The following is a 20,970-nucleotide window of genomic DNA, read 5'->3' on the forward strand; positions in this document are numbered from 1 at the left end:
CCCTGGAGCAGCGTTCTGCTGTATATGTGTAATTGCTGTTGTATGGAGGGGGTTAGGAAATGAACATCGCCGTCATCGCGGATGACTTGACCGGGGCGAATGATACGGGGGTGCAAATGGCCCGTCAGGGCCTGTCCACTTCTGTACTCCTGGAGCTTAAGACGGGCGGCGGGAAACAGGAGGCGGTTGTGTTTGATACCGACAGCCGCTCTCTTCCTCCGCAGGAGGCTTATCAGAGAGTCAAGGATGTATGTCTGTTTCTGGGGCGCGGCGGAGAAGCTACCTCTCCTGTCATCTATAAGAAGTTTGATTCTACGCTGCGCGGAAATATCGGCAGTGAGCTGGACGCGGTTTATGAGACGCTGCAGCCTGATTTCATTGTTATTGCCCCGGCTTTCCCGAAGGTAGGACGCACGCTGACAGAAGGAGTTGTGTATGTGAACGGGATGCCGCTGCACGAGACGGAGATGGCCCATGATCCCAAGCATCCGGCCACGGAATCTGCTTTCTCTGCCATTCTTGAGCGGCAAAGCCGTTATCCGGCCGCCCTTATTCCGCTGGAACTGCTGAGAGGCGGGCGGGCTGCGCTGGATAAGCGGATTGCCGGCTGCCTCCAGTCAGGCATTCCTTACCTTGTGTTCGATGCGGAGCAGGAAGAGGATCTGGCCTTGATCGCTTCCTTGTTCCCCGGAGGACCGGGATGTCCGAAAGTGGTATGGGCCGGTTCAGCGGGTTTGGCCGGCGCCTTGACAACGCAGATTCTCTGCAGCATCAGGGAAGCCCCGAAGCAAGCGGGAGCTGGTGCTATACTGGAGAGGCCGGACAAAAGACAGGCAACACACTGGGAAAATACCTTGTATTCAGATCCGAAATGTGTGCTTATTGTCGTGGGCAGCGTCAATCCGTGGTCGCGCCGACAGCTGACCGAGCTGGTCAAAGAAGACGGTGTCTCTGCTCTCGTGGTTGAATCGGATAAGCTGCTCTTCCCGGGGACATGCGCTGTGGAATTGAACCGGGTCCGTGAGCTTGCAACCGGTCTCATCTCCCGGGAGGGAAGGCATGTGGCGCTCTATACGCCGGGCAATCCGGAAGAGGTCGACCGTGTCACTGAGCTTGGGCGCACCGGTGGCCTGAGTGCTACGGAAGTGGGCGAGCGCATCAGCGCGGCGCTTGGCCGGGTGGCTGCTGAGATTATCGCCGAGTGCGGTATCCGCCATATGGTACTGACCGGAGGCGATACCGCGAAGCAGGTCTGCCACCATTTAAGCGACGTGGAGATCAAGCTCATTAATGAGGTGGAGAACGGAGTCCCGCTTGGGCGGACGCCGGGTGAATCGGGCAGATATATCATTACGAAAGCGGGGGCTTTCGGAAGCGATCAGGTACTGGTACGCTCCGTGAAGGCTCTGCAGAGAGAGGTGTGACATGATGAAGCCGATTATTGCCATTACTATGGGGGACGCGGCCGGTATTGGTCCTGAGATTATTGTGAAGGCGTTATCGCATCCAGATATTTATGAGGTGTGCCGCCCGCTCGTTGTCGGTGACACCGAAACACTGGAGAGGGCGGCTGCCGTCTCCAGCCTGGATGCAATGAAGATTCGCCCGATAGAAGGAGCCGCTGAGGCGCTTTTCCAGCATGGGATTATTGATTGCATCAGCCTGAAGCTTCTGCCGGATGCCGTTCCTTTCGGGCAATTGTCCGCAGCGGCGGGAAATGCCGCCTTCCATTATATTGCCAAGGCTGTTGAGCTGGCGAAGTCCGGTGAAGTTCAGGCCATCTGTACCGCACCGCTGAATAAGGAGGCGCTGCATAAGGGAGGGCATCTCTATCCCGGACACACCGAAATTCTGGCCAAGCTGACAGAGACGGAGGATTTCTCGATGATGCTGTCCACCGGCCGCCTCAAGGTTATTCACCTGACGACCCATGTCGGGCTGATCAAGGCTGTGGAGTTGATTACGCCGGAACGGACGTATAAGGTGCTGAAGCTCGCGGATCAGGTGCTGCGGGCAGCAGGGAATAATAACCCGCGGATTGCCCTGTGCGGCATCAATCCCCATGCAGGGGAGAACGGCTTGTTCGGAAACGGAGAGGAAGAAGAGAAGCTGCTTCCGGCCGTAGAGAAAGCACGGATGGAAGGAATGGATGTATATGGTCCTGCTCCGGCGGACACCCTTTTTTACAGGGCCATGCGGGGAGACTTTGATATTGTTGTCGCCTGCTACCACGATCAGGGACATGCGCCCATTAAGGTGCTGGGCATAGAGGACGGCGTTAATATTACCGTTGGTTTGAAGGGCGGGATTATCCGTACCTCTGTTGATCACGGCACAGCGTTTGATATTGCGGGAAAAGGCATTGCGGATGAGAAAAGCATGCTGGAGGCGATCCGTTCGGCTGTTGAACTGGCCCCGAAGCAGACGGTTTAAGCATCAACATACCGGGAAGGTTTGCGCTTGAAATAGATCTGAATGAATCTGAATGAATAACAGGAAGGGACTGGGAATCATGCTGGAAGTGAAGGGAATTATACCTGCGATGGTCACTCCGCTGGATCAGCGGGAGGAGATTGACGAGAAGGCACTGCGGAAGATGGTGAACCGTTACATTGATGCCGGAGTACACGGGCTGTTTTGCCTGGGGACCAACGGCGAATTCTTTAATCTTTCTTTTGAAGAAAAGCTGGAGGTTGCGCAAATCGTCATTGATGAGGCCCGCGGCCGTGTGCCCGTATATGCAGGTGCAGGCTGTTCCGGAACAGGCGAGACCAGCCGTCTGGCGCAAAGACTGGAGCAGGCGGGAGCGGACGCACTTTCCGTGATTACCCCTTATTTTCTTACCTATACGCAGGCTGAGCTGCAATACCATTTTGAAGCCGTAGCAGGGGATACATCGCTGCCCCTTGTGTTGTATACGATTCCGGTCCGTACAGGCAATACCCTCAGTGTGCAGACTGTGGCCAGGCTTGCGGAATTGCCGAATGTGGTTGGCATCAAGGACAGCAGCGGCAGCTTCGATAACATTCTGCAGCTGATCGACCGCACACCTGAATCCTTCTCCGTGCTTGCCGGAACGGATTCGCTGATTTTGTCCACGCTGATGGCGGGCGGCACCGGGGCTATTGCAGCAACGGCCAATATTTTCCCGGCGACAGTGGTGGCCATTTATGAGCATTGGCGCCGCGGTGAATATGAGCAGGCAGAGCAGGCGCAGCGTGTCCTCCGCGATTTGCGGGCAGCCTTTGCGCTGGGTACCCTGCCTTCCGTGCTGAAAGCTGTGCTGGATGAAATCGGCTTGCCGGCAGGTCCGGCCCGGCGGCCGGTAGCTCCGCTCACCCCCCAGGCCTTGGAGGAGGTGCGCCGTATGGTGGCCGATTATACAGCGAGAGGGTTATTGTAATTTTTCGGCCTATTGTATTGCAAATTGCAACTCCTATTAAAAATCAGTAGCACAAAAAAGGTTTTGTGCGCAATTTTCCATGAGGTATAGCTATTTTTGCATTAATTTTATACTTGGGTCATGAGATACTACTTCTGAAGACACTCTTAGTATTTCAAATTACACTTCGAGGGGGAACTAATAATGAGAAAAAAGAAAGCGTTTTATTTAGTCTTTGCTGCTCTGCTTGCTTCAGGGTCTGTGCTGGCCGGCTGCTCACAAAATACAAAAACGAATACCGCTAACAACGGCAACAGCGGGGCGGAAGGAAGCAGCAGCTTTTCTTATTTGATGCATGATAAATTTATCAACTGGCTGAAGGAAGACAAGTGGTATCCGCATGTGGAAACGGCAACAGGCACGACCGTTGAATTTGTTCCCGGCGGCTCTAACGATGATGAGTATTACGCTTCCGTGGACCAGAAAATTATTAGCCGTACCTTCCCTGATTCAGGTATTGTTTCCGTTTCACAGGCTACCGTATACGGTGCCCAAGGCGCGTTTGTCGACCTGGCTCCTTATATTGAAGAGTTCGGGCCTAATATCAAGAGCTATATCGAGAAGAACCCCAGTTACAAAACGTTGATTACCGATAAGGACGGACAAATATTCGGACTGGTTGCCGAAGCTCCGCGTTTTGCAGACTTCATCTTCTACCGCGCCGATCATTTCGAGAAGGCCGGCATTACCGAGGCTCCGCAGACGATTGACCAGCTGACCGATGCGATGCGCAAATTGAAAGCGTATTACGGCAAGGAGGATAAGAATTACTATCCGATGGTCGGCCGTGAAGGCTATATCCGCTTCCAGAGCGCGTTCAATGCAGCCGCGAATTACGATGACGGCATATCCAGAGGGGTGTACGGCAACGGCAAAACAGGCACTGACCTGTATTCCGACGGATACAAGAAAATGGTGGAGTGGTATAAAACCCTTTACAGCGAAGGCTTGATCGACCCTGAATGGGTGGCAGGCTCCGGCACGGAGGAAAGCTGGGAATCCAAAATGCTGACAGGACAAGGCTCCATCAGCTATGACTACCTGACCCGTCCATCCTGGTTCATGGATAATGGAGGACCGGACAACGATCCGGACTACAAGATTGCCATCCTGCCTTATCTGAAGGACCTGAACGGAAATCCTTCCGTGCAGACAACGGAAACCCAATACAACACCCTAAGAGCGATGGTTATTAACGCAGACAGTAAAGACAAAGCAGAGACGATTATCAAATTCCTGGACTATCTCTATTCCGATGAAGGCCAGACGCTGGTTTCATGGGGCGTTGAAGGGGAAAGCTATAAAGATGAGGGCGGAAATAAGCAGTATACGGTGGACTTCACGGAGCAGGAAGCAACGCCCGCAGGAGAACCGCGCTGGTCTTTCCTTAACGACCGTCTCACCTTCGTCAAGCCGATTGACAACGACGCATTCTACTCCTGGAATACCGAGCTTGTACGCAATGCTGCACTGGAGCTGTTCACAGACGAAAGTCTGAAAACCGGTGTACAGGTGACATACTCGGCTGATCAGGCTAAACAATTGGCTGATCTTTCCGCCAAGGTCAATGAGGCGGTTACCGCAGGGGTGACGGAATTCGTCAACGGCAAACGCCCAATGAGCGAATGGGATGCCTTCCTCGGTGAAATGGAAACAGCAGGGTATAAGAAGATTGTAGCCCTACAGCAAGAAGCGTACGACGCCATGTACAAGTAAACAACAGCACCGGCCGCGCCTTCCCCCCCCCGGAAGGCGCGGCACCTAAATACAGGGTACAAATTCAGATCAAATGGGTGGTGGAGAAAGTGATAACAAGTGACAGAATGACGCCTCTTCCCCGAAAAACGGGGATGCGCCGTTTTCTCGCCTATATGAATACGAACAAGCTCCTGCTGCTCATGCTTTTGCCCGGTTTGATCAGCCTGGTATTGTTCAAACTGGCTCCGCTGGGCGGGATGATTATCGCTTTTCAGGATTTCAGCGCTTTTCGAGGGGTGCTGGGCAGTCCGTTTGTCGGTCTGGAGCATTTTCAGCGAATCTTTGAAGACCCGTATATATGGACCCTAGTCAAAAATACGCTCATTCTCGCTTTCTATTCCCTGCTATTCACGTTTCCCATTCCGATTCTGTTCGCCTTGCTGCTGAACGAGGTGCGGGTCCGCTGGATTAAAGGAAGCGTGCAATCCCTGAGCTTCTTGCCTTATTTCATCTCTTCGGCCGTTATGGTCAGCATTCTGTACACGCTGCTCTCGCCTTCGACCGGCCTGGTTAACGATATTCTGGCCCGTTTTGGCCTGGACACCATCTACTTTATGGCTGAACCGGGATGGTTCCGCAGCAATTATGTACTGCTCCAGGTATGGCAGACCTTCGGCTATTCGGCAATCGTGTATATTGCAGCAATGGCAGCTATTGATCCATCCGTCTATGAATCCGCTTCACTGGATGGTGCCAGCCGCTTTCAGCAAATGTTTCACATCACGCTACCTTCCTTGAAGCCAACGCTTGCCATTATGCTGATTATCAGCGTCGGCAACATTTTCACGGTCGATCTGGACCGGATTTTGCTTATGTACAATCAAAGCGTCTATGAGACGGCTGATGTTATTCAGACTTATGTATACCGCCTGGCCTTTGCCAGCACAGGATTCCCGGAATACAGCTACGGCACGGCAGTCAATCTGCTGAAATCGCTTGTTGCTTACGTTCTGGTTGTCGGAACCAACAAGCTGTCCACTAAATATTCCGATACACGGCTATTCTGAGAAAGGAGAAGGATGATGAGAACAAAGATCAGTCTGTTCGACATCTGCAATAATATTTTTCTGCTATTGATCGCTCTTGTCTGCACGTATCCTTTCCTGTATATATTCTTTCTCTCTATCAGTGACGGAAGAAGCATCGCCTCAGGAGACGTCGTGTTCTTTCCGAAGAACCCTAACTTTGAAGCTTATCAATATATTTTGACGAATTCCAGTCTTGGCATTTTCCGCGGGCTGCTGAATTCGGGCATCTATACGGCGATTGGTACAGTTGTTGCGCTTATGCTGACGTATATGACGGCCTATGTGTTGTCCCGCAAGCAAATTAAGGGCCGCTTTCTGATCATGAGCCTGTTCGTGTTCACCTGGGTATTTGAAGCGGGAATTATTCCGGCCTACATTGTCTTGAATAAGCTTGGTTTTGTGGACAATTGGCTGGTAATGATTATTCCCAATGCGATCAATGTACAATTTCTGATTATTACCAAGACCTTCCTGGATGGTCTGCCAACAGAGCTTGAGGAAGCAGCCAAAATCGACGGCGCCAACGATTTTCAGGTTATGAGCCGTGTCTTTCTTCCCATTTCCAAACCGATTCTGGCCACAATCGGCGTCTTCTATGCCGTATTTATCTGGAACCAGTATCTGATGCCGCTTATTTACCTGCAAAATCCGAACCTGCAGACGATTCAGGTTATGCTGAAAAGACTTGTCATCAGCTCGGGCGATTCCAATACGGCCTTCCGCACGATTATCCAGGACGGCATTATGCTGAACCCCGGCAACCTGAAGGCAGCGGCCATCTTCGTAGCGATGGTGCCGATTGTGCTGATCTATCCGTTTGTGCAGAAGTACTTCAAGAAAGGGATTCTGCTTGGCTCCGTGAAATAAGCCACTAATAGAGAAGGATATATTATCGAGTGAAACCTATGAATTATTATATTTTATCTAAAGGAGTGCATTATGTTAAATAATCCAATGATTGAATTAAATGACCTTACTGAAGACGGAAAGCTGTATTTCAACCGCCGCCTCGGCTTGGCGGAATCCCTATTGCCCTGTGATTTCGAAACAAGCCATGCCTGTGACCTGCAGGAGCTGCCCGGCGGCGATCTGCTCTGCGTCTGGTTTGCCGGCTCGGATGAAGGCAACCCGGATGTCAGCATCGTGATGTCCCGTCTGAACGCCGGGGCGGATGCCTGGACACCCGCTGTGAGAATTTCTGACGATAACGGCTTCAGCGAGCAGAATCCGTCCCTGTTTCTTCATCCAAACGGTGAGCTGTGGGTGATGTACACGGCCCAGCGGGCCCGTACCGCCGATGAGCCGCCGGAGTTCAATCTGCAGTACACCTCCAAGATTTACCGCAAGGTTTCCAGGGACAACGGGTATACCTGGGGGGAGGCGGAGGTTATGTTCCCGCGTGAAGGCTCATTCTGCCGCCAGAAAATTCAGATTCTCTCCAGCGGAAGATGGATCTTCGAGAACTGGATCTGTTTCAATGATGATACCCGCAACGGCAGCGATATTACGGTCATGAACATCTCCGACGATGAAGGCGCGACCTGGCGCAGCGTCGAGGTTCCCGGCAGCCGCGGCCGTGTGCACTGCAACGTGATCGAGATGGCGCCAGGGAAGCTGATCGGGCTCTTCCGCAGCCGCGCGGCAGACTATATTTACTTTGCCAAATCGGATGACAACGGGGAGACCTGGACGGAACCGGTACGCACCGAGCTGCCGAACAACAACTCCAGCATCTCCGCCATCAAGCTTGCGAGCGGCAAGCTCGCCATCATTTACAATGATCTGCGCTTCAATGACAAGCCGGATATTACCGTCTGGCCGTTTGAACGCTGTCCTGTTACTGTAGCCATTTCAGAGGATGAGGGCAGAACGTGGCCGTACCGCCGTCATGTGGAGACAGGTGAGGGCTTCAGCGGCCACAAAAATTTAATCCGCAACCGCCGCTACGAATATCCATGCATCATGCAGGCGGAGGATGGAAGTCTGCATGCAGCATATTCCTTCGGCAACCGCCGCACGATGAAATTTATCTCCTTCACGGAGCAGTGGGTTACCGGTGCCGAGTAACCGGAATGCTGCCGGGCTGAGCCCCTTTACGGGGCTCTTTTAAATATGAAAGGACGGCAGTGCTGTTTCCAGTTGGGCCGGTTGACAAAGAAAAAGCGGTGCGGTACAGTGAGAGACCTAAATTACGGCAACTTCATTGAGGTGAAGCAGAAATGGAAGAGCATATTGTACAGCATTTTTACACACCGGCCAAAACGCAAATGGAGCAGTCTGCCTATATAACCTGGGCCGGCCACCGGAAATGCGGCAAAGACCATGTCGTAGGCCCTCGCGTCCTGGAGACTTATAAAATGGTGTTTGTCCTCAGCGGCAAGGGCTATTTAACCCAAGGCGATCATGTCAACAAAATGCAGAACCAGGGAGACATGTTTATCCTGATTCCCAGAGAAAAGCATTTCTATTATGCCGACCCCGAGGACCCGTGGGAGATTATGTGGGTCTCCTTTGGCGGCCAGCATATTCCCTATTATCTGAATCTGATGGGGCTCGATATTAATCACTGCAGTCTGGAAGGAATTGCAACACATACCATTATTAACAAAATGCTGCTGCTGATCCAGGAGCTTCCGGAAGCGGGGAACGGGCAGCTGCTGTGCATTAGCTATCTGCTGCATATTTTCCACCTGGTTGAGCAGGGGGCAAAGCATTACGGCGAGGCCGGCCTGCGGACCGGCTCCGAAAGCGTGGTACAGCAGGCTGTTCTGTTCATCGAGCAGAACTACTACATGCATATTGATGTGGATATGCTGTGCAAGCACGTCAACTATAGCCGTTCCTACCTCTCCCGTTACTTTAAGCGGATCACTGGAATGTCTATCCCGGAATATATCAGCAAAATCCGCATCCAGAATGCCAAAATGCTGCTGCAGAAGACCGACCTTAACATTCAGGAAATTTCGGCTTCCGTTGGGATCACGGATTCACTCTACTTCTCCAAGATGTTTAAGAATGTAACGGGAGTCTCTCCCATGTCCTATAAGAAACACAACCAGGGGTTGTTGAACTAAAGCCATATTTATAGATGAATGGGGGAATACCCATGTTTGATTTTGAGCATAGCCTGAAGTTTAATGAGAAGGAGAAGGACTTGGATCTTTTAACGGTCGGGGAATTGCTGGTAGACATGATATCGGAGGGGTACAGTGATTCCTATGAGTACAGCAGGTACCACAGATATTTCGGAGGCTCGCCGGCCAATATCGCCATGAATACCAAGCGGCTGGGCATCCGCCCGTTAGTGGCGTCTGCGGTGGGGACGGATGGGCTTGGGCTGTTTCTGGTAGAGCATTTGCAGAGAGCGGGGATGGATACAAGCTGCGTACAGCATGTACACGAAGCAACCAGCCTGGTGGTCGTGACCAAGAGCAAGTCCACGCCGGTCCCGATCTTCTACCGGGGAGCTGATTACCGCCTCACCTACACCGAGGAGCTGCGCTCAGCCCTGCTGCGGACGAAGATTATCCATTTTTCCTGCTGGCCCCTGTCCAGACAGCCGGTGAGATCAGCGGTAGAACAAGTGATCCGGGATGCGCGCCGGAACGGGGTTCTGGTCTGCTTCGATCCTAATTACCATCCGGCACTATGGGAGAAAGGGGAGGACGGGGTTAAGTATATACAAACGATCCTTCCGCAAGTGGATATCGTCAAGCCTTCGGAAGACGATGCCGAGCGGCTGTTCGGGAAAGATACCCCGGAGAATCAGCTGCAGAAATTCCTGGACCTGGGCGTGAAGCTGGTCATTCTGACATTGGGCAAAGATGGTGTAATCGCCTCAAACGGGCAGGAAACGGTGAAGATGGGTACGCTGGCTACACAGGTGACAGATACGACAGGGGCAGGGGATGCCTTCTGGTCCGGCTTGTACACGGCGCTGATCAAGGGCTATCCGGTCCGCAAAGCGCTGGAGTTCGGACTGGCAGTCAGCGCGTACAAGCTGCAATATACAGGGGCAGTCGTAGAGCTGCCGGAACTTGAGACATTCAAGACGAAGTATCAAATCTAGGAGGGCGAGAGCTATGGCAATTCACAATCAAGTGCAGCTGATTACGTATCCCGACTCGCTGGGCGGGAACCTGCAGACCCTAAACCATGTGCTGGAGGAACATTTTTCAGATATTTTCAAGGGCGGCATTCATATCCTTCCCCCGTTTCCCTCCTCGGGAGACCGGGGCTTTGCTCCGCTTACTTATTTTGAGATTGAGCCTGCCTTTGGCTCCTGGGAAGATATTAAGAGGATTGGGTCGAAGCATGATGTGCTGCTGGATGTGATGGTTAATCATATTTCCCGGCAGTCTGAGTATTTCCAGGATTTCCTGAGACAGGGAAGACGCTCGCCGTACGCAGATTTGTTCCTGACACTCGACAAGGTCTGGGCAGACGGACAGCCTGTGCAGGCCGATATCGGCAAAATGTTTCTCCGCCGCCCCTTGCCCTATTCCACGTTCACGATCGGAGAGACGGGTGAAGAGGAGAAGGTATGGACGACCTTCGGCAAAACCGACCCTTCAGAACAAATCGACCTCGATATACATTCGGATAAGGTGAAGCAGCTGCTGACGGATATCTTCGGGAATTTCCGTAACAACGGCGTAAAGATTGTGCGGCTGGATGCTGTAGGTTACATCATCAAGAAGCTGGGTACAAGCTGCTTCTTCGTTGAGCCTGAGATCTACGGGTTCCTGGACTGGATCAGGGAGCTGGCCGATTCGCTGGATATCGAGTTGCTGCCGGAGGTTCATTCCCACTACAGCATTCAATATAAACTGGCGGAGCGCGGGTTCTGGATCTATGATTTCATTCTGCCTTACCGCATCCTTGATACCCTTGTCAACAAAAATGCGGAAGCGCTGAAGGAATACCTGACTACGCGCCCTGCGAAGCAGTTCACGATGCTGGACTGTCATGACGGTATCCCCGTCAAGCCAGATCTCGACGGATTGATCGACACGAAGGAAGCACGTAAGCTGGTCGATGCTTGCCTTGAACGCGGCGCCAATCTGAGCCTGATTGTCTCTGAGGGTCATAAGGCCGAGGACGGATTCGATGTACACCAGATCCGCTGCTCCTACTACTCCGTGCTGAACAGCGATGATGACGCTTATCTGGCAGCCCGTGCCATCCAGTTCTTCGCTCCCGGCATCCCGCAGGTGTATTACGCCGGACTTCTGGCCGGAGAGAACGATGACGAAGCGGTTCGCCGCACAGGAGAAGGGCGGGAGATTAACCGTCATAACTTCAGTATAGACGAGATTGAGCAGGCGCTTGGCAGGGGCGTAGTCCAGCGTCTCCTTGCGCTGATCCGATTCCGCAACGAATACGGCGCGTTTAACGGTGAATTCCGCGTGCTGGAATCGGCAAGTCATGAGGTCCGGCTGCAGTGGACCAAGGGAGATCTGCGCTGCACACTGCATATTGATCTGGCCATTAACCGGACGGTCATCGATTATGCGGGACCGGAAGGGTCGAGTGTTCAGTTTGAGGTTTGAGGTTTGAGGTTTGAGGTTTGAGGTATAGCATGATCAAATAGTAAAGCGGTGTCTGACAGGGAAGTGCAGTCAGAGACCGCTTTTTTTGTTATATAGGAAATTATGATATTCGTCTGTTGTGGATAACTTTCATGCCAAATGTATGCGAAAAACTGAATACAATTTGCCAATGATAGGGCAGATGAGCCAAATGTATGCGAAAAACCGAATACAATGTGCCAATGATAGGGCAGATGAGCCAAATGTATGCGAAAAACCGAATACAATGTGCCAATGATAGGCAGATGAGCCAAATGTATGCGAAAAACCGAATACAATGTGCCAATGATAGGCAGATGAGCCAAATGTATGCGAAAAACCGAATACAATTTGCCAATGATAGGGCAGATGAGCCAAATGTATGCGAAAAACTGAATACAATTTGCCAATGATAGGAAGATGAGCCAAATGTATGCGAAAAACTGAATACAATTTGCCAATGATAGGGTAGTGGAGCCAAATGTATGCGAAAGACCGAATACAATGTGCCAATGATAGGGTAGTGGAGCCAAATGTATGCGAAAAACCGAATACAATGTGCCAATGATAGGGCAGATGAGCCAAATGTATGCGAAAAACCGAATACAATATGCCAATGATAGGGTAGCGCAGCCAAATGTATGCGAAAAACCGAATACAATGTGCCAATGATAGGGCAGATGAGCCAAATGTATGCGAAAAACCGAATACAATGTGCCAATGATAGGGCAGATGAGCCGAATGTATGCGAAAAATCGAATACAATTTGCCAATGATAGGGTAGTGGAGCCAAATGGGGTATGAATTCCTTTGATTCCTTTGAACATTGGCTGTACGGGAAAAACAAAGGGATAAATCCTTCTGATCTCACCGGATAGTTAATTTACTTTTGATGTGCCACTTGATTCGCCCTCCGGGCGATTTTATTCTTGAAATATAAGAAGTTATATGTTTCACCTGATAGCTTATTCGCAGAATGGCCCGTTTTCGCAAATAAAATGAATAAATCGAAAGATTTTATAATAGTAAAGAAATTTAAAAAGCTGGTATCATGAAGAGAGCAGGATGCTTGCTTCCTTAGAGGTTATTGGAGGTTATTTATGAAAGCGTTTTATTTAGCGGATGCCAAAAAGTAAGCAGGTATACAGAGAAAAGGGGGAGCAGCATGAACAAATACGGTTATAAAAAAACCATATTCAATCACCTGGTTTTATCCTATACCATTCTTTCTGTTGTTCTAATCAGCACGATGGGCGGCTACTGGTATACCCAGGCCAACCGTATGATGGATCAGGAAATCGCCAAGGACAGTGTCACCCGGCTGAATGCCGTTCAGACGTTTATTGAACAGACACTGCTCAAAAAATATGAGGATAACCTGCAGAACAAGGCCTTGTCCATCAATTTTATCCAAAGCAACGCCAACCTGAGCCAGCTGCTGTATGGGGGCTGGAAGGGGAATCTGAGCCGGGCGGCTTCCTTTAATAATGATCTGGAGTTCTTCAAGGTGGAGAATACGGGTGTCACCAATGTGGCGGTATATTTCCCAGGGAATGATTATGTGGTGGATGCAGACAAGTTTTATATGAAAACGGCCAATTCGCTGGAATCGGGATTCTACTGGAAACTGGCCCATATGCCTTTGAAAAAATGGACAGTCCGGACCAACGCAAACGGTGAGCAGGTTATCAGCTATGTGATTAAGCTTCCTTATCAACTGCCGAGTGTGAAGGCTGCGGGGTATTTCATCATCGATGTAGGCGTGAACTATCTGCAGACCGTTGTGGCTCCGATGCTTAGTTCTCCGGAAGATAAGCTGCTGGTGTTGGATGGAGCGGATCATGTGCTGTTCTCAGCCGGCGGGGAGAACAGCAGAATCGATGAGCTTTTGCAGGAAGCGCTTGGTTCGGGATCTGCCCAGGAAAGAAGGATTAAGGAGGGCGGAGTGCCGGGAGTCTTATCACAGCTTCCATCCGTTCATTCGGCTCATCAATGGACCTATGCGATGTACCGGCCAACCAACACCGTAGAACTCTTCACCGAGCATCTAAAAACAGGGCTGTATACGGCCTCGGCCGTCATTATTCTGTTCGGACTACTTATCTCGTTCCTATTCTCCAAACAGCTCTATATTCCTATCAAACAGCTGATGGCCAAGATCGGCAGCTTCCAGCCAGCCCATTCTCATCTCTCCCGCGGGAATGAGTATATGATTATCGGGGATACCTTTTCCTTAATGAAAGACAAGATCGTGGATCTGGAATCCCAGGCGAGGAAAAGTGAGCTTATCAACCTGCTGCTGGGGGTCAGCCAGAGTGAGGAGCCTCAGGAAAGAGTACTGCCCGATACCGCTTATTGCGCAGCATACCTTCAGCTTACCGCAGGGGAGCCGGAGGGGTTGAAAGCCAGGTATGAGCTCTACAGCACGCTTCCGGGAGAATTCATCTCGCTCAATGCAAGAGAGGCGGTCATTCTTTACTACCTGGAGCAGGAGCATGGATTTGACCCGTCCTTCCTTATCAATGATCTGCAGGGGCTGCAGCGGATATCCGGCGAGGGCTTCACCTTTCAGGCGGCCATCGGACGGAAGGTGCACTCTGCTGAGGACATCCCGGATTCCTACCAGACGGCGCAGCAGGCCAGCCGGTATCATTTTATCTACGGCAGGCACACGGTTATTTCATTTCACAAGACGCAGTCCCTGAATGCGGAGCCTATGTTCTTCAATTTTGAGCATTACAGCAATGCACTGAAGGCAGGGGACCTTAAGGGAGTGAATGATTTCCTCGATACCTTTGTCTCTGCGCTGCATAAAGAGGAGGTGCAGATTGATGCCGCAGAGCTGGCCGTGCTCCAGCTGATTGCCCAGCTGTACCAATGTGTGATTGAGCTGAAGCTGCAGCATCTGCTTCCGTATTCCAATCTGTTTGAGGAGCTGAAGAAGGATACCCTGTACGAAACGATGACAAGCATCCGGAAGCTGTGTACAGAAATTACAGAACTGATGAATGCTGAAGGCAATCATGCCCATGCGGAGGTCATCCGTACGTTACAAGCTTTCATATCCAGTCACCTGCATGAGGATTTATCGCTGCAGATTCTGTCGAGGGAAGTCTCGCTGGCACCGGCTTATATCTCCACCCTATTCAGTGAAGTCACCAAAACCCCGTTCACCGAATATGTAACGAAGCTGAGGCTGGAGAAGGCCGCCGAGCTGCTGATTGCCGATTCGCGGCTGTCTATCGCGGTAATTGCCGAGCAGGTCGGCTACCGTAATCCGCAATATTTTCACAGCAAATTCAAAGCCCGGTACGGCGTTACCCCTGTCCAATACCGGAAATCGCATAAGGACCATGCGGATTGGATCACTTTGGAGAATTGAATGTCCTAGCAACGCCAGCCTTAAATATTAATTATCCCGAACCTTCACGCCAATGAAGGTTTTTTGTTTGTATAGGAAATGATGCAGTTTGAAAAGGTGAGGATAACGGTGAAGAAGCGGCTTATACGGCGTGGGAAGACACCTACGGGAGTCGAGATACCGCGGCAGCTGAAAAATAGATGGATATTCTACACTTGCTAAAGGGCGAAGGAGGCAATGTCAAACAGCAAGTGGAAAAAGAGCACTTAATATTAGGGAAATAGACAAGAGTAGGAGAAATATACGAAATTAAGATACGTTTATCCAATTAATAATCTCAACGATACTAAAATAGCAAAAATAAGATACGTTTTACCACTTAATTTCATAAGGGGAGGTAGCGCTTCAGCATTTTGAGTAGCGGCTATTATTCATAAGAAAGTGGCGCTGATTTGTTCATATTTCGGCCTAAAGTGGATAACCGCTTAAATAATTGAACTTCTGCAGGCGGTAAAACGAAAGAAAGTATAAGGAATTGAATGAAGTTGAACTAGAAAAAGCGCTTCCATAAATCTAAACTTACATTTGTGAGCGGCACATGATGAATATACCGAGCTTGTCTATTTTGGAAAGGAGCAACTGTAATGACCTCGCTAGTCACTTCGGACGGGAAAACCCAGGCCGGGAGGAAAACCTCAAAGATTGCAGCAGTATGGAAAGAATATAAAAAATGCAGGTATCTCTTTCTATTACTTACACCCGTACTGATCTGGTACGCCGTATTCGCATACTCGCCTTTGTATGGAATTCAGCTGGCATTCAAGGATTTCCGGATTATGGATGGGATCTGGGGGAGCCCCTGGGTCGGACTGAAGCATTTCAAATTTCTGTTCCTGCAATCGCCTGACTTCTTCAAAATTCTGGAGAATACGGTTGTCATCAGTATCTATCATATTGTATTCGGTTTCCCCGCGCCGATCATTCTTGCGCTGATGATTAATGAAATCCGGTCGTCCAAGTTTAAGAAGATCGCCCAATCGCTTACCTATCTGCCCCATTTCTTCTCCTGGGTCATTCTGGGCGGGATTCTGATCACCTTGCTCTCTCCATCCACTGGAGTGGTGAACTATCTTATTACATTGGTCGGTCTGGACCCGATCTATTTTCTTGGTGATCCCCATTATTTCAGATTTACACTGGTGACCTCGGCGATCTGGAAGGAAGTAGGCTGGGGAACGATCATCTATCTGGCCGCACTGACGGGAGTTTCCCCCGATTTATATGAAGCGGCTGTCATGGATGGGGCAAGCAGGTGGAAGCAGACCCTCAAAATCACGCTGCCGTCCATCCTGCCCGTTATTGTGCTGATGCTTATCCTGCGGATGGGCGGAATTCTCGATGCAGGCTTCGACCAGATATTGAACCTGTACTCACCCGCAACCTACGAAGTAGCTGATATTCTGGACACGTATGTCTACCGGGTAGGTCTGCAGAATTTTCAATTCAGCCTGACGACTGCGGTAGGGCTATTTAAGAATGTGATCGCTTTTATGCTGGTGCTGTTCACCAATTATATCTCGAAGAAGCTGGGGCAGGACGGATTATTCTAATTTTGAAAGGAGCACCAGGCAGTGAGACAAGGCAAAGGAAGTACGTTGTTTCAAATCTTTCTGATTTCGTTCATGGTTATTCTCTGCATAATCATGTTATATCCATTCGTTCATATGCTGTCGATCTCGTTCAGCAGTCCTGCAGAGTCGTTAAGACTGGGCATCCATCTCTATCCGAAGCAGGTATCGTTGTATGCATGGGAGCGGGTTCTCGGGAAACATGATATCTGGATCGGCTTCGGCAATACCGTCTTCAGAACCGTAGTAGGTACGGTATGCTCGGTTCTCTTCATGTCCATGGGCGCCTATCCTCTGTCGAGAAGATATCTGCCCCACCGCAATGTGTTTACGCTGCTGATCGTATTTACGATGTTCTTCGGCGGCGGGCTGATTCCAACCTACTTTCTGATCAAAAATCTCGGGCTGCTCGATACCCGGGCGGTATACATTTTACCGGGGCTGGTCAGCACCTTCTCCATGCTCATTCTGCGCAATTTCTTCCAGGCGATTCCGGATGAGCTTGAGGATTCGGCCAAAATTGACGGAGCGAACGACTTGCGGATTCTTTTCCAGATTGTATTACCGCTGTCCCTGCCGGTTCTGGCTACTCTGTCTCTATGGTCGGCAGTTGGGCACTGGAACGCCTGGTTTGACGCGGTGCTCTATATCCAGGACCCTGACAAGCAGGTTCTAACCACCTTTTTGCGGAGAGTTGTGATCACAGGCGAGGACCTGTCCATGTACGCCTCCAATACAACAAACACGGCTTTGGGATATCAGGAGCCGATTAAGGCGGCCACCCTGATGTTCACGGCTCTGCCGATTATCATTGTCTATCCGTTCCTGCAGAAATATTTCGTCAAGGGTACAATGGTAGGCTCGCTCAAAGGTTAACAGGATTTACTCAATCTGCTGTAGAGGCGGCATTGTTTAAATAACAAGCATCAGAGAACAAAAGGGAGGATATTAGAAAAATGAAAACAAAACCATGGTTGACCGGTATGGCAGCATTGCTGCTGTCCACCTCGTTGCTTGCCAGCGGGTGCAGCAATAACGGAAATAATAGTACTTCTTCATCCAATGCTCCGGCGAATCCGGGAACGGAAGCGCCAATTGAAATCACTTGGGCGAACAACTGGAACGCACCGGAAGCTGACAATAATTATGTGCAGAAATTCATTGAGCAGAAATTCAACGTCAAGATTAAAAATGTGAAATTTGAAACCGCGACCTGGAAAGAACAACTTGGGGTCATGCTTGCCTCCGGCAACATACCGGATGTTCTGGCTGTCGATGGAAGTGTCGGGGACATGGTGCAATGGGCGGATCAGGGCGTAATCGCCAGTATTCCGGTGGAGGATATTAAGACTTATATGCCTAAATATGTGGCAGACGTGGAGAGTGTTGATCCCAAGGCATGGGATGCGGGAAGCTATAACGGCAAGAACTGGGGAGTTCCAAAGGTATGGTCCAACGGCAGCACAGGCTTCATGCCGGGGTATAACGGACAATGGCTGAAAGCGATTGGTTATAGCGAGGCTCCCAAAGATCTGACGGAGCTGGAAGATGTCTTGACCAAGTTCACGAATGGCGATCCGGACGGCAACGGCAAGAAGGATACCTTCGGGATGTCCGGACGCGGTAAAGATGCGCAAATGCAGATGTTTAATCCCATCTTTGCCGCTTACGGTGTGAACCCGTTCCAGTTCAAGCTGGGAGCTGACGGTAAAGTGGAATACGGTGCGATCACCGAAGGTGCCAGACAAGGTCTGGCGTTGCTCAACAAATGGTTCGAAGCGGGAATTATTGATCCCGAATTCGTTACGGATGGCAATGGTGAAATTCAGACTAAATTTATCAGCCTGAGAACCGGCATGTTCGATACCGGGATGTGGCATCATCTGTACAAGGATGGATATTTCGGGCAGGTAGCGGCGGATAAAGGAATTGAGCTGGTGCCGGGGACTCCGCTTACAGGGCCTGACGGCAAGAAGTATGCGTTCTCCAATGGCGCCTTGCAGCCTCCGATCTTCTTCGGCGTTCAGCTTGAGAAGGATGAAAAGAAAAGACAGAGGATTCTGGAGATTCTGGAATATGCCGCAACGGATGCAGAAGGCTATCTGACCACCACTTTCGGCAAGGAAGGGGTAACGTATAATCTGGAGGGCGATTTGGCCGTTGCTATTGAGAATCCTGCGGAGACCTTGGCCGCATTAGGTGTAGGCTTCTATAACCCGCTTGGCGGCAAGGTAGAAGCGATGACCAAATATCATTTCTCTGCTGACAAAATTGCCTTCCGTGACAAGTACACCAAAATTGACGGACTCACTGTGTTGACAGACCTGATGCAATCGACCGTCATGACTACAAAGGCGCAATATGAGACGATTCTGACTACGCTTCAGACCCAATTCTATATTAAAGCTATCACCGGGGAAGCAGACACGGATAAGGCATTTGATGATTTCAAGGCCCAGTGGCTGAAGTCAGGCGGACAAGCGGAGCTGGATGAAGCCCAGAAGATTTACGAAGAGCGCAGCAAGTAACACTATTACATGCACGAAATCGTAAACCGGCTGTGCAGACATGGAGACATGTCTGAGCATGGCCGGTTTCATCATTTACTGACAGGAGTGGGAATATTGCTATCTGACAATTGGATTCATGTCTATCCGGCACCGGAGGGTGCCGTGCACAACCCGGATTTCTCTGTCCGCGTCCGGACGCCGGGTGAGGAGTGGAGGCCGCTCTTCAGCTACAACGTCAAAGTGGATATGCACAATGTACGGAACGCATCAATGGTCATGTTCGATTGCTCCGGAACAGTTGACATTGAAGTCGAGTATCATCCTGAGACGGTCCGCGAGGCTGTGATCCGGCCGCTATCAGCCGGTTTAGTGGGGGAAATAAGCGGCCGCAGCCTGTCGTTCACCATTGACGGGCCTAAGCTGCTGTCGGTTGAAGTCAATGGCGAACGGTTTCATAATCTTCATATTTTTGCGAATCCGCCGGAAGAGCAGCTGCCGGACATGGAAGGCAGTGAGCTTCTGATGCTGGAGCCGGGAGTCCATAATACAGAGAAGCTTCAGCAACAGCTGGGGCATACTACGGATGCGGGATTCCAGCGAATCGTTATCTTCAGACCGGGCATTCACCGGCTGGATGAACCGCTGCTGCACCTCCCATCCTGCAGCACGGTGTATATTCCGGGAGGTGCTGTCGTTTATGGAGGTTTTGTGTGTGACGGGGTTCATGACGTCACGGTTAAAGGCAGGGGGATCCTGTACATGTCGGATTACGAGAAGAATACCTTTTACCGGGGCTTCGAAATCAAGTATTCAAGTCATATCCACATCGAAGGGATAACCGTAATTGATCCTCCACACTACACCGTACTTCTCGGCCAGTCGGAGCATATCCTGATCCGCAACCTGAAATCGTTCAGTACGCGCGGCTGGTGTGACGGCATTGATATGATGGCCTGCAAACAGGTCACCATTGAAGGAGGTTTCCTCCGCACATCTGATGACTGTATTGCGGTGTATGCATCGCGCGGCGAATTCCGGGGCGATACACGGGATGTCACGGTCAGCGGCTCCATCCTGTGGGCGGATGTCGCCCACCCGGTCAATATCGGCACACACGGTGATTATGACGGAGACGGTGATGTGATTGAGAATATCCGGTTCACGGAGCTTGATATCCTGGAGCATCATGAGCCACAGCCCGATTACTGGGGCTGCCTGGCGATTAACGCAGGCGACAACAATACAGTCCGCAATGTATCTTATGAGGATATCCGGATTGAATCGTTTGAGCTTGGTGAATTGTTCAATCTGCGGGTATTGCAGAATGAGAAATATAACCCGGCTCCGGGCAAGCGGATCGAGCAGATTACGTTCAGGAACATTCACTTTAACGGTACCTGCACGAACCCTTCACATATTGAGGGTTATGATGAAATCCGGTTTATTCAGGACGTTACTTTCGAGAATGTAACGGTGAACGGCAGCGCCTTTCAATTAGAAGAGCCGTATGTCATCATCGGGAAGCATGCTCATGGAATAAAGGTGTTGTGAGGGTTGGGACAGATCTTATTTTTTGAGAAGGATCAACGTCAGCACTTGGATGGACGCTCCGTGAACGGACCGTTGTTCCAATCGCTGTGCTCTCCAGATTTTTTTCATTCCCCTTAACGGTG

The 20,970-nt window shown here is 50.6% G+C and carries 15 protein-coding genes; all 15 read left to right on the forward strand.

Features of this window, described 5'->3' with window-relative positions; all coding sequences use genetic code 11:
* Positions 1 to 59 precede the first annotated feature (59 nt).
* The 15 genes from NSU14_RS06410 to NSU14_RS06480 all read left to right on the forward strand — a co-directional run bounded on the left by NSU14_RS06410 (position 60) and on the right by NSU14_RS06480 (position 20,848).
* Positions 60 to 1,424 carry a four-carbon acid sugar kinase family protein gene (locus NSU14_RS06410; RefSeq protein ID WP_340943592.1) on the forward strand — a complete coding sequence of 455 codons (1,365 nt, stop codon included), beginning with the start codon at positions 60 to 62 and terminating at the stop codon, positions 1,422 to 1,424.
* A 4-nt stretch (positions 1,425 to 1,428) separates the two neighbouring features.
* A complete protein-coding gene (gene pdxA / locus NSU14_RS06415) occupies positions 1,429 to 2,433 on the forward strand; it encodes a 4-hydroxythreonine-4-phosphate dehydrogenase PdxA (protein ID WP_340948905.1) in 1,005 nt (334 codons plus the stop codon).
* A 52-nt stretch (positions 2,434 to 2,485) separates the two neighbouring features.
* Positions 2,486 to 3,403, forward strand: coding sequence for a 4-hydroxy-tetrahydrodipicolinate synthase (dapA, locus tag NSU14_RS06420; protein WP_340943594.1), 918 nt, complete (start codon positions 2,486 to 2,488; stop codon positions 3,401 to 3,403).
* Between the two features lie 183 nt (positions 3,404 to 3,586).
* Complete coding sequence (locus tag NSU14_RS06425) at positions 3,587 to 5,158, forward strand: extracellular solute-binding protein (RefSeq protein ID WP_042139039.1); 1,572 nt, start codon at positions 3,587 to 3,589, stop codon at positions 5,156 to 5,158.
* Between the two features lie 155 nt (positions 5,159 to 5,313).
* Positions 5,314 to 6,207: an ABC transporter permease gene (locus tag NSU14_RS06430; protein ID WP_218639446.1), complete on the forward strand. Its 894-nt coding sequence runs from the start codon at positions 5,314 to 5,316 to the stop codon at positions 6,205 to 6,207.
* A gap of 12 nt (positions 6,208 to 6,219) precedes the next feature.
* The gene (locus NSU14_RS06435; RefSeq protein WP_052421997.1) at positions 6,220 to 7,095 is read left to right on the forward strand and encodes a carbohydrate ABC transporter permease; all 876 of its coding nucleotides are present in this window, start codon (positions 6,220 to 6,222) and stop codon (positions 7,093 to 7,095) included.
* Between the two features lie 87 nt (positions 7,096 to 7,182).
* Positions 7,183 to 8,295 carry a sialidase family protein gene (locus tag NSU14_RS06440; protein ID WP_042141464.1) on the forward strand — a complete coding sequence of 371 codons (1,113 nt, stop codon included), beginning with the start codon at positions 7,183 to 7,185 and terminating at the stop codon, positions 8,293 to 8,295.
* A 152-nt stretch (positions 8,296 to 8,447) separates the two neighbouring features.
* Positions 8,448 to 9,302, forward strand: coding sequence for an AraC family transcriptional regulator (locus tag NSU14_RS06445; RefSeq protein WP_340943601.1), 855 nt, complete (start codon positions 8,448 to 8,450; stop codon positions 9,300 to 9,302).
* 32 nt (positions 9,303 to 9,334) lie between these two features.
* Positions 9,335 to 10,297, forward strand: coding sequence for a carbohydrate kinase family protein (locus tag NSU14_RS06450; protein WP_340943603.1), 963 nt, complete (start codon positions 9,335 to 9,337; stop codon positions 10,295 to 10,297).
* A gap of 13 nt (positions 10,298 to 10,310) precedes the next feature.
* Positions 10,311 to 11,780 (forward strand): sucrose phosphorylase, encoded by a 1,470-nt coding sequence (gene gtfA, locus NSU14_RS06455; RefSeq protein WP_340943606.1) that lies wholly within the window; start codon positions 10,311 to 10,313, stop codon positions 11,778 to 11,780.
* Positions 11,781 to 12,963: 1,183 nt separating this feature from the next.
* Entirely contained in the window at positions 12,964 to 15,180 is a 2,217-nt protein-coding gene (locus tag NSU14_RS06460; RefSeq protein ID WP_340943608.1) for a helix-turn-helix domain-containing protein, read from the forward strand.
* A gap of 623 nt (positions 15,181 to 15,803) precedes the next feature.
* Positions 15,804 to 16,769 (forward strand): ABC transporter permease, encoded by a 966-nt coding sequence (locus NSU14_RS06465; protein WP_042139033.1) that lies wholly within the window; start codon positions 15,804 to 15,806, stop codon positions 16,767 to 16,769.
* 21 nt (positions 16,770 to 16,790) lie between these two features.
* Positions 16,791 to 17,663, forward strand: coding sequence for a carbohydrate ABC transporter permease (locus tag NSU14_RS06470; protein ID WP_231575194.1), 873 nt, complete (start codon positions 16,791 to 16,793; stop codon positions 17,661 to 17,663).
* A gap of 80 nt (positions 17,664 to 17,743) precedes the next feature.
* Positions 17,744 to 19,315: an extracellular solute-binding protein gene (locus tag NSU14_RS06475; protein ID WP_340943610.1), complete on the forward strand. Its 1,572-nt coding sequence runs from the start codon at positions 17,744 to 17,746 to the stop codon at positions 19,313 to 19,315.
* A gap of 9 nt (positions 19,316 to 19,324) precedes the next feature.
* A complete protein-coding gene (locus tag NSU14_RS06480; protein ID WP_340943613.1) occupies positions 19,325 to 20,848 on the forward strand; it encodes a glycosyl hydrolase family 28 protein in 1,524 nt (507 codons plus the stop codon).
* Positions 20,849 to 20,970 lie beyond the last annotated feature (122 nt).

The sequence above is a fragment of the Paenibacillus sp. FSL R10-2771 genome (assembly GCF_038000205.1).
Taxonomy (GTDB): Bacteria; Bacillota; Bacilli; order Paenibacillales; family Paenibacillaceae; genus Paenibacillus_AQ; species Paenibacillus_AQ phytohabitans.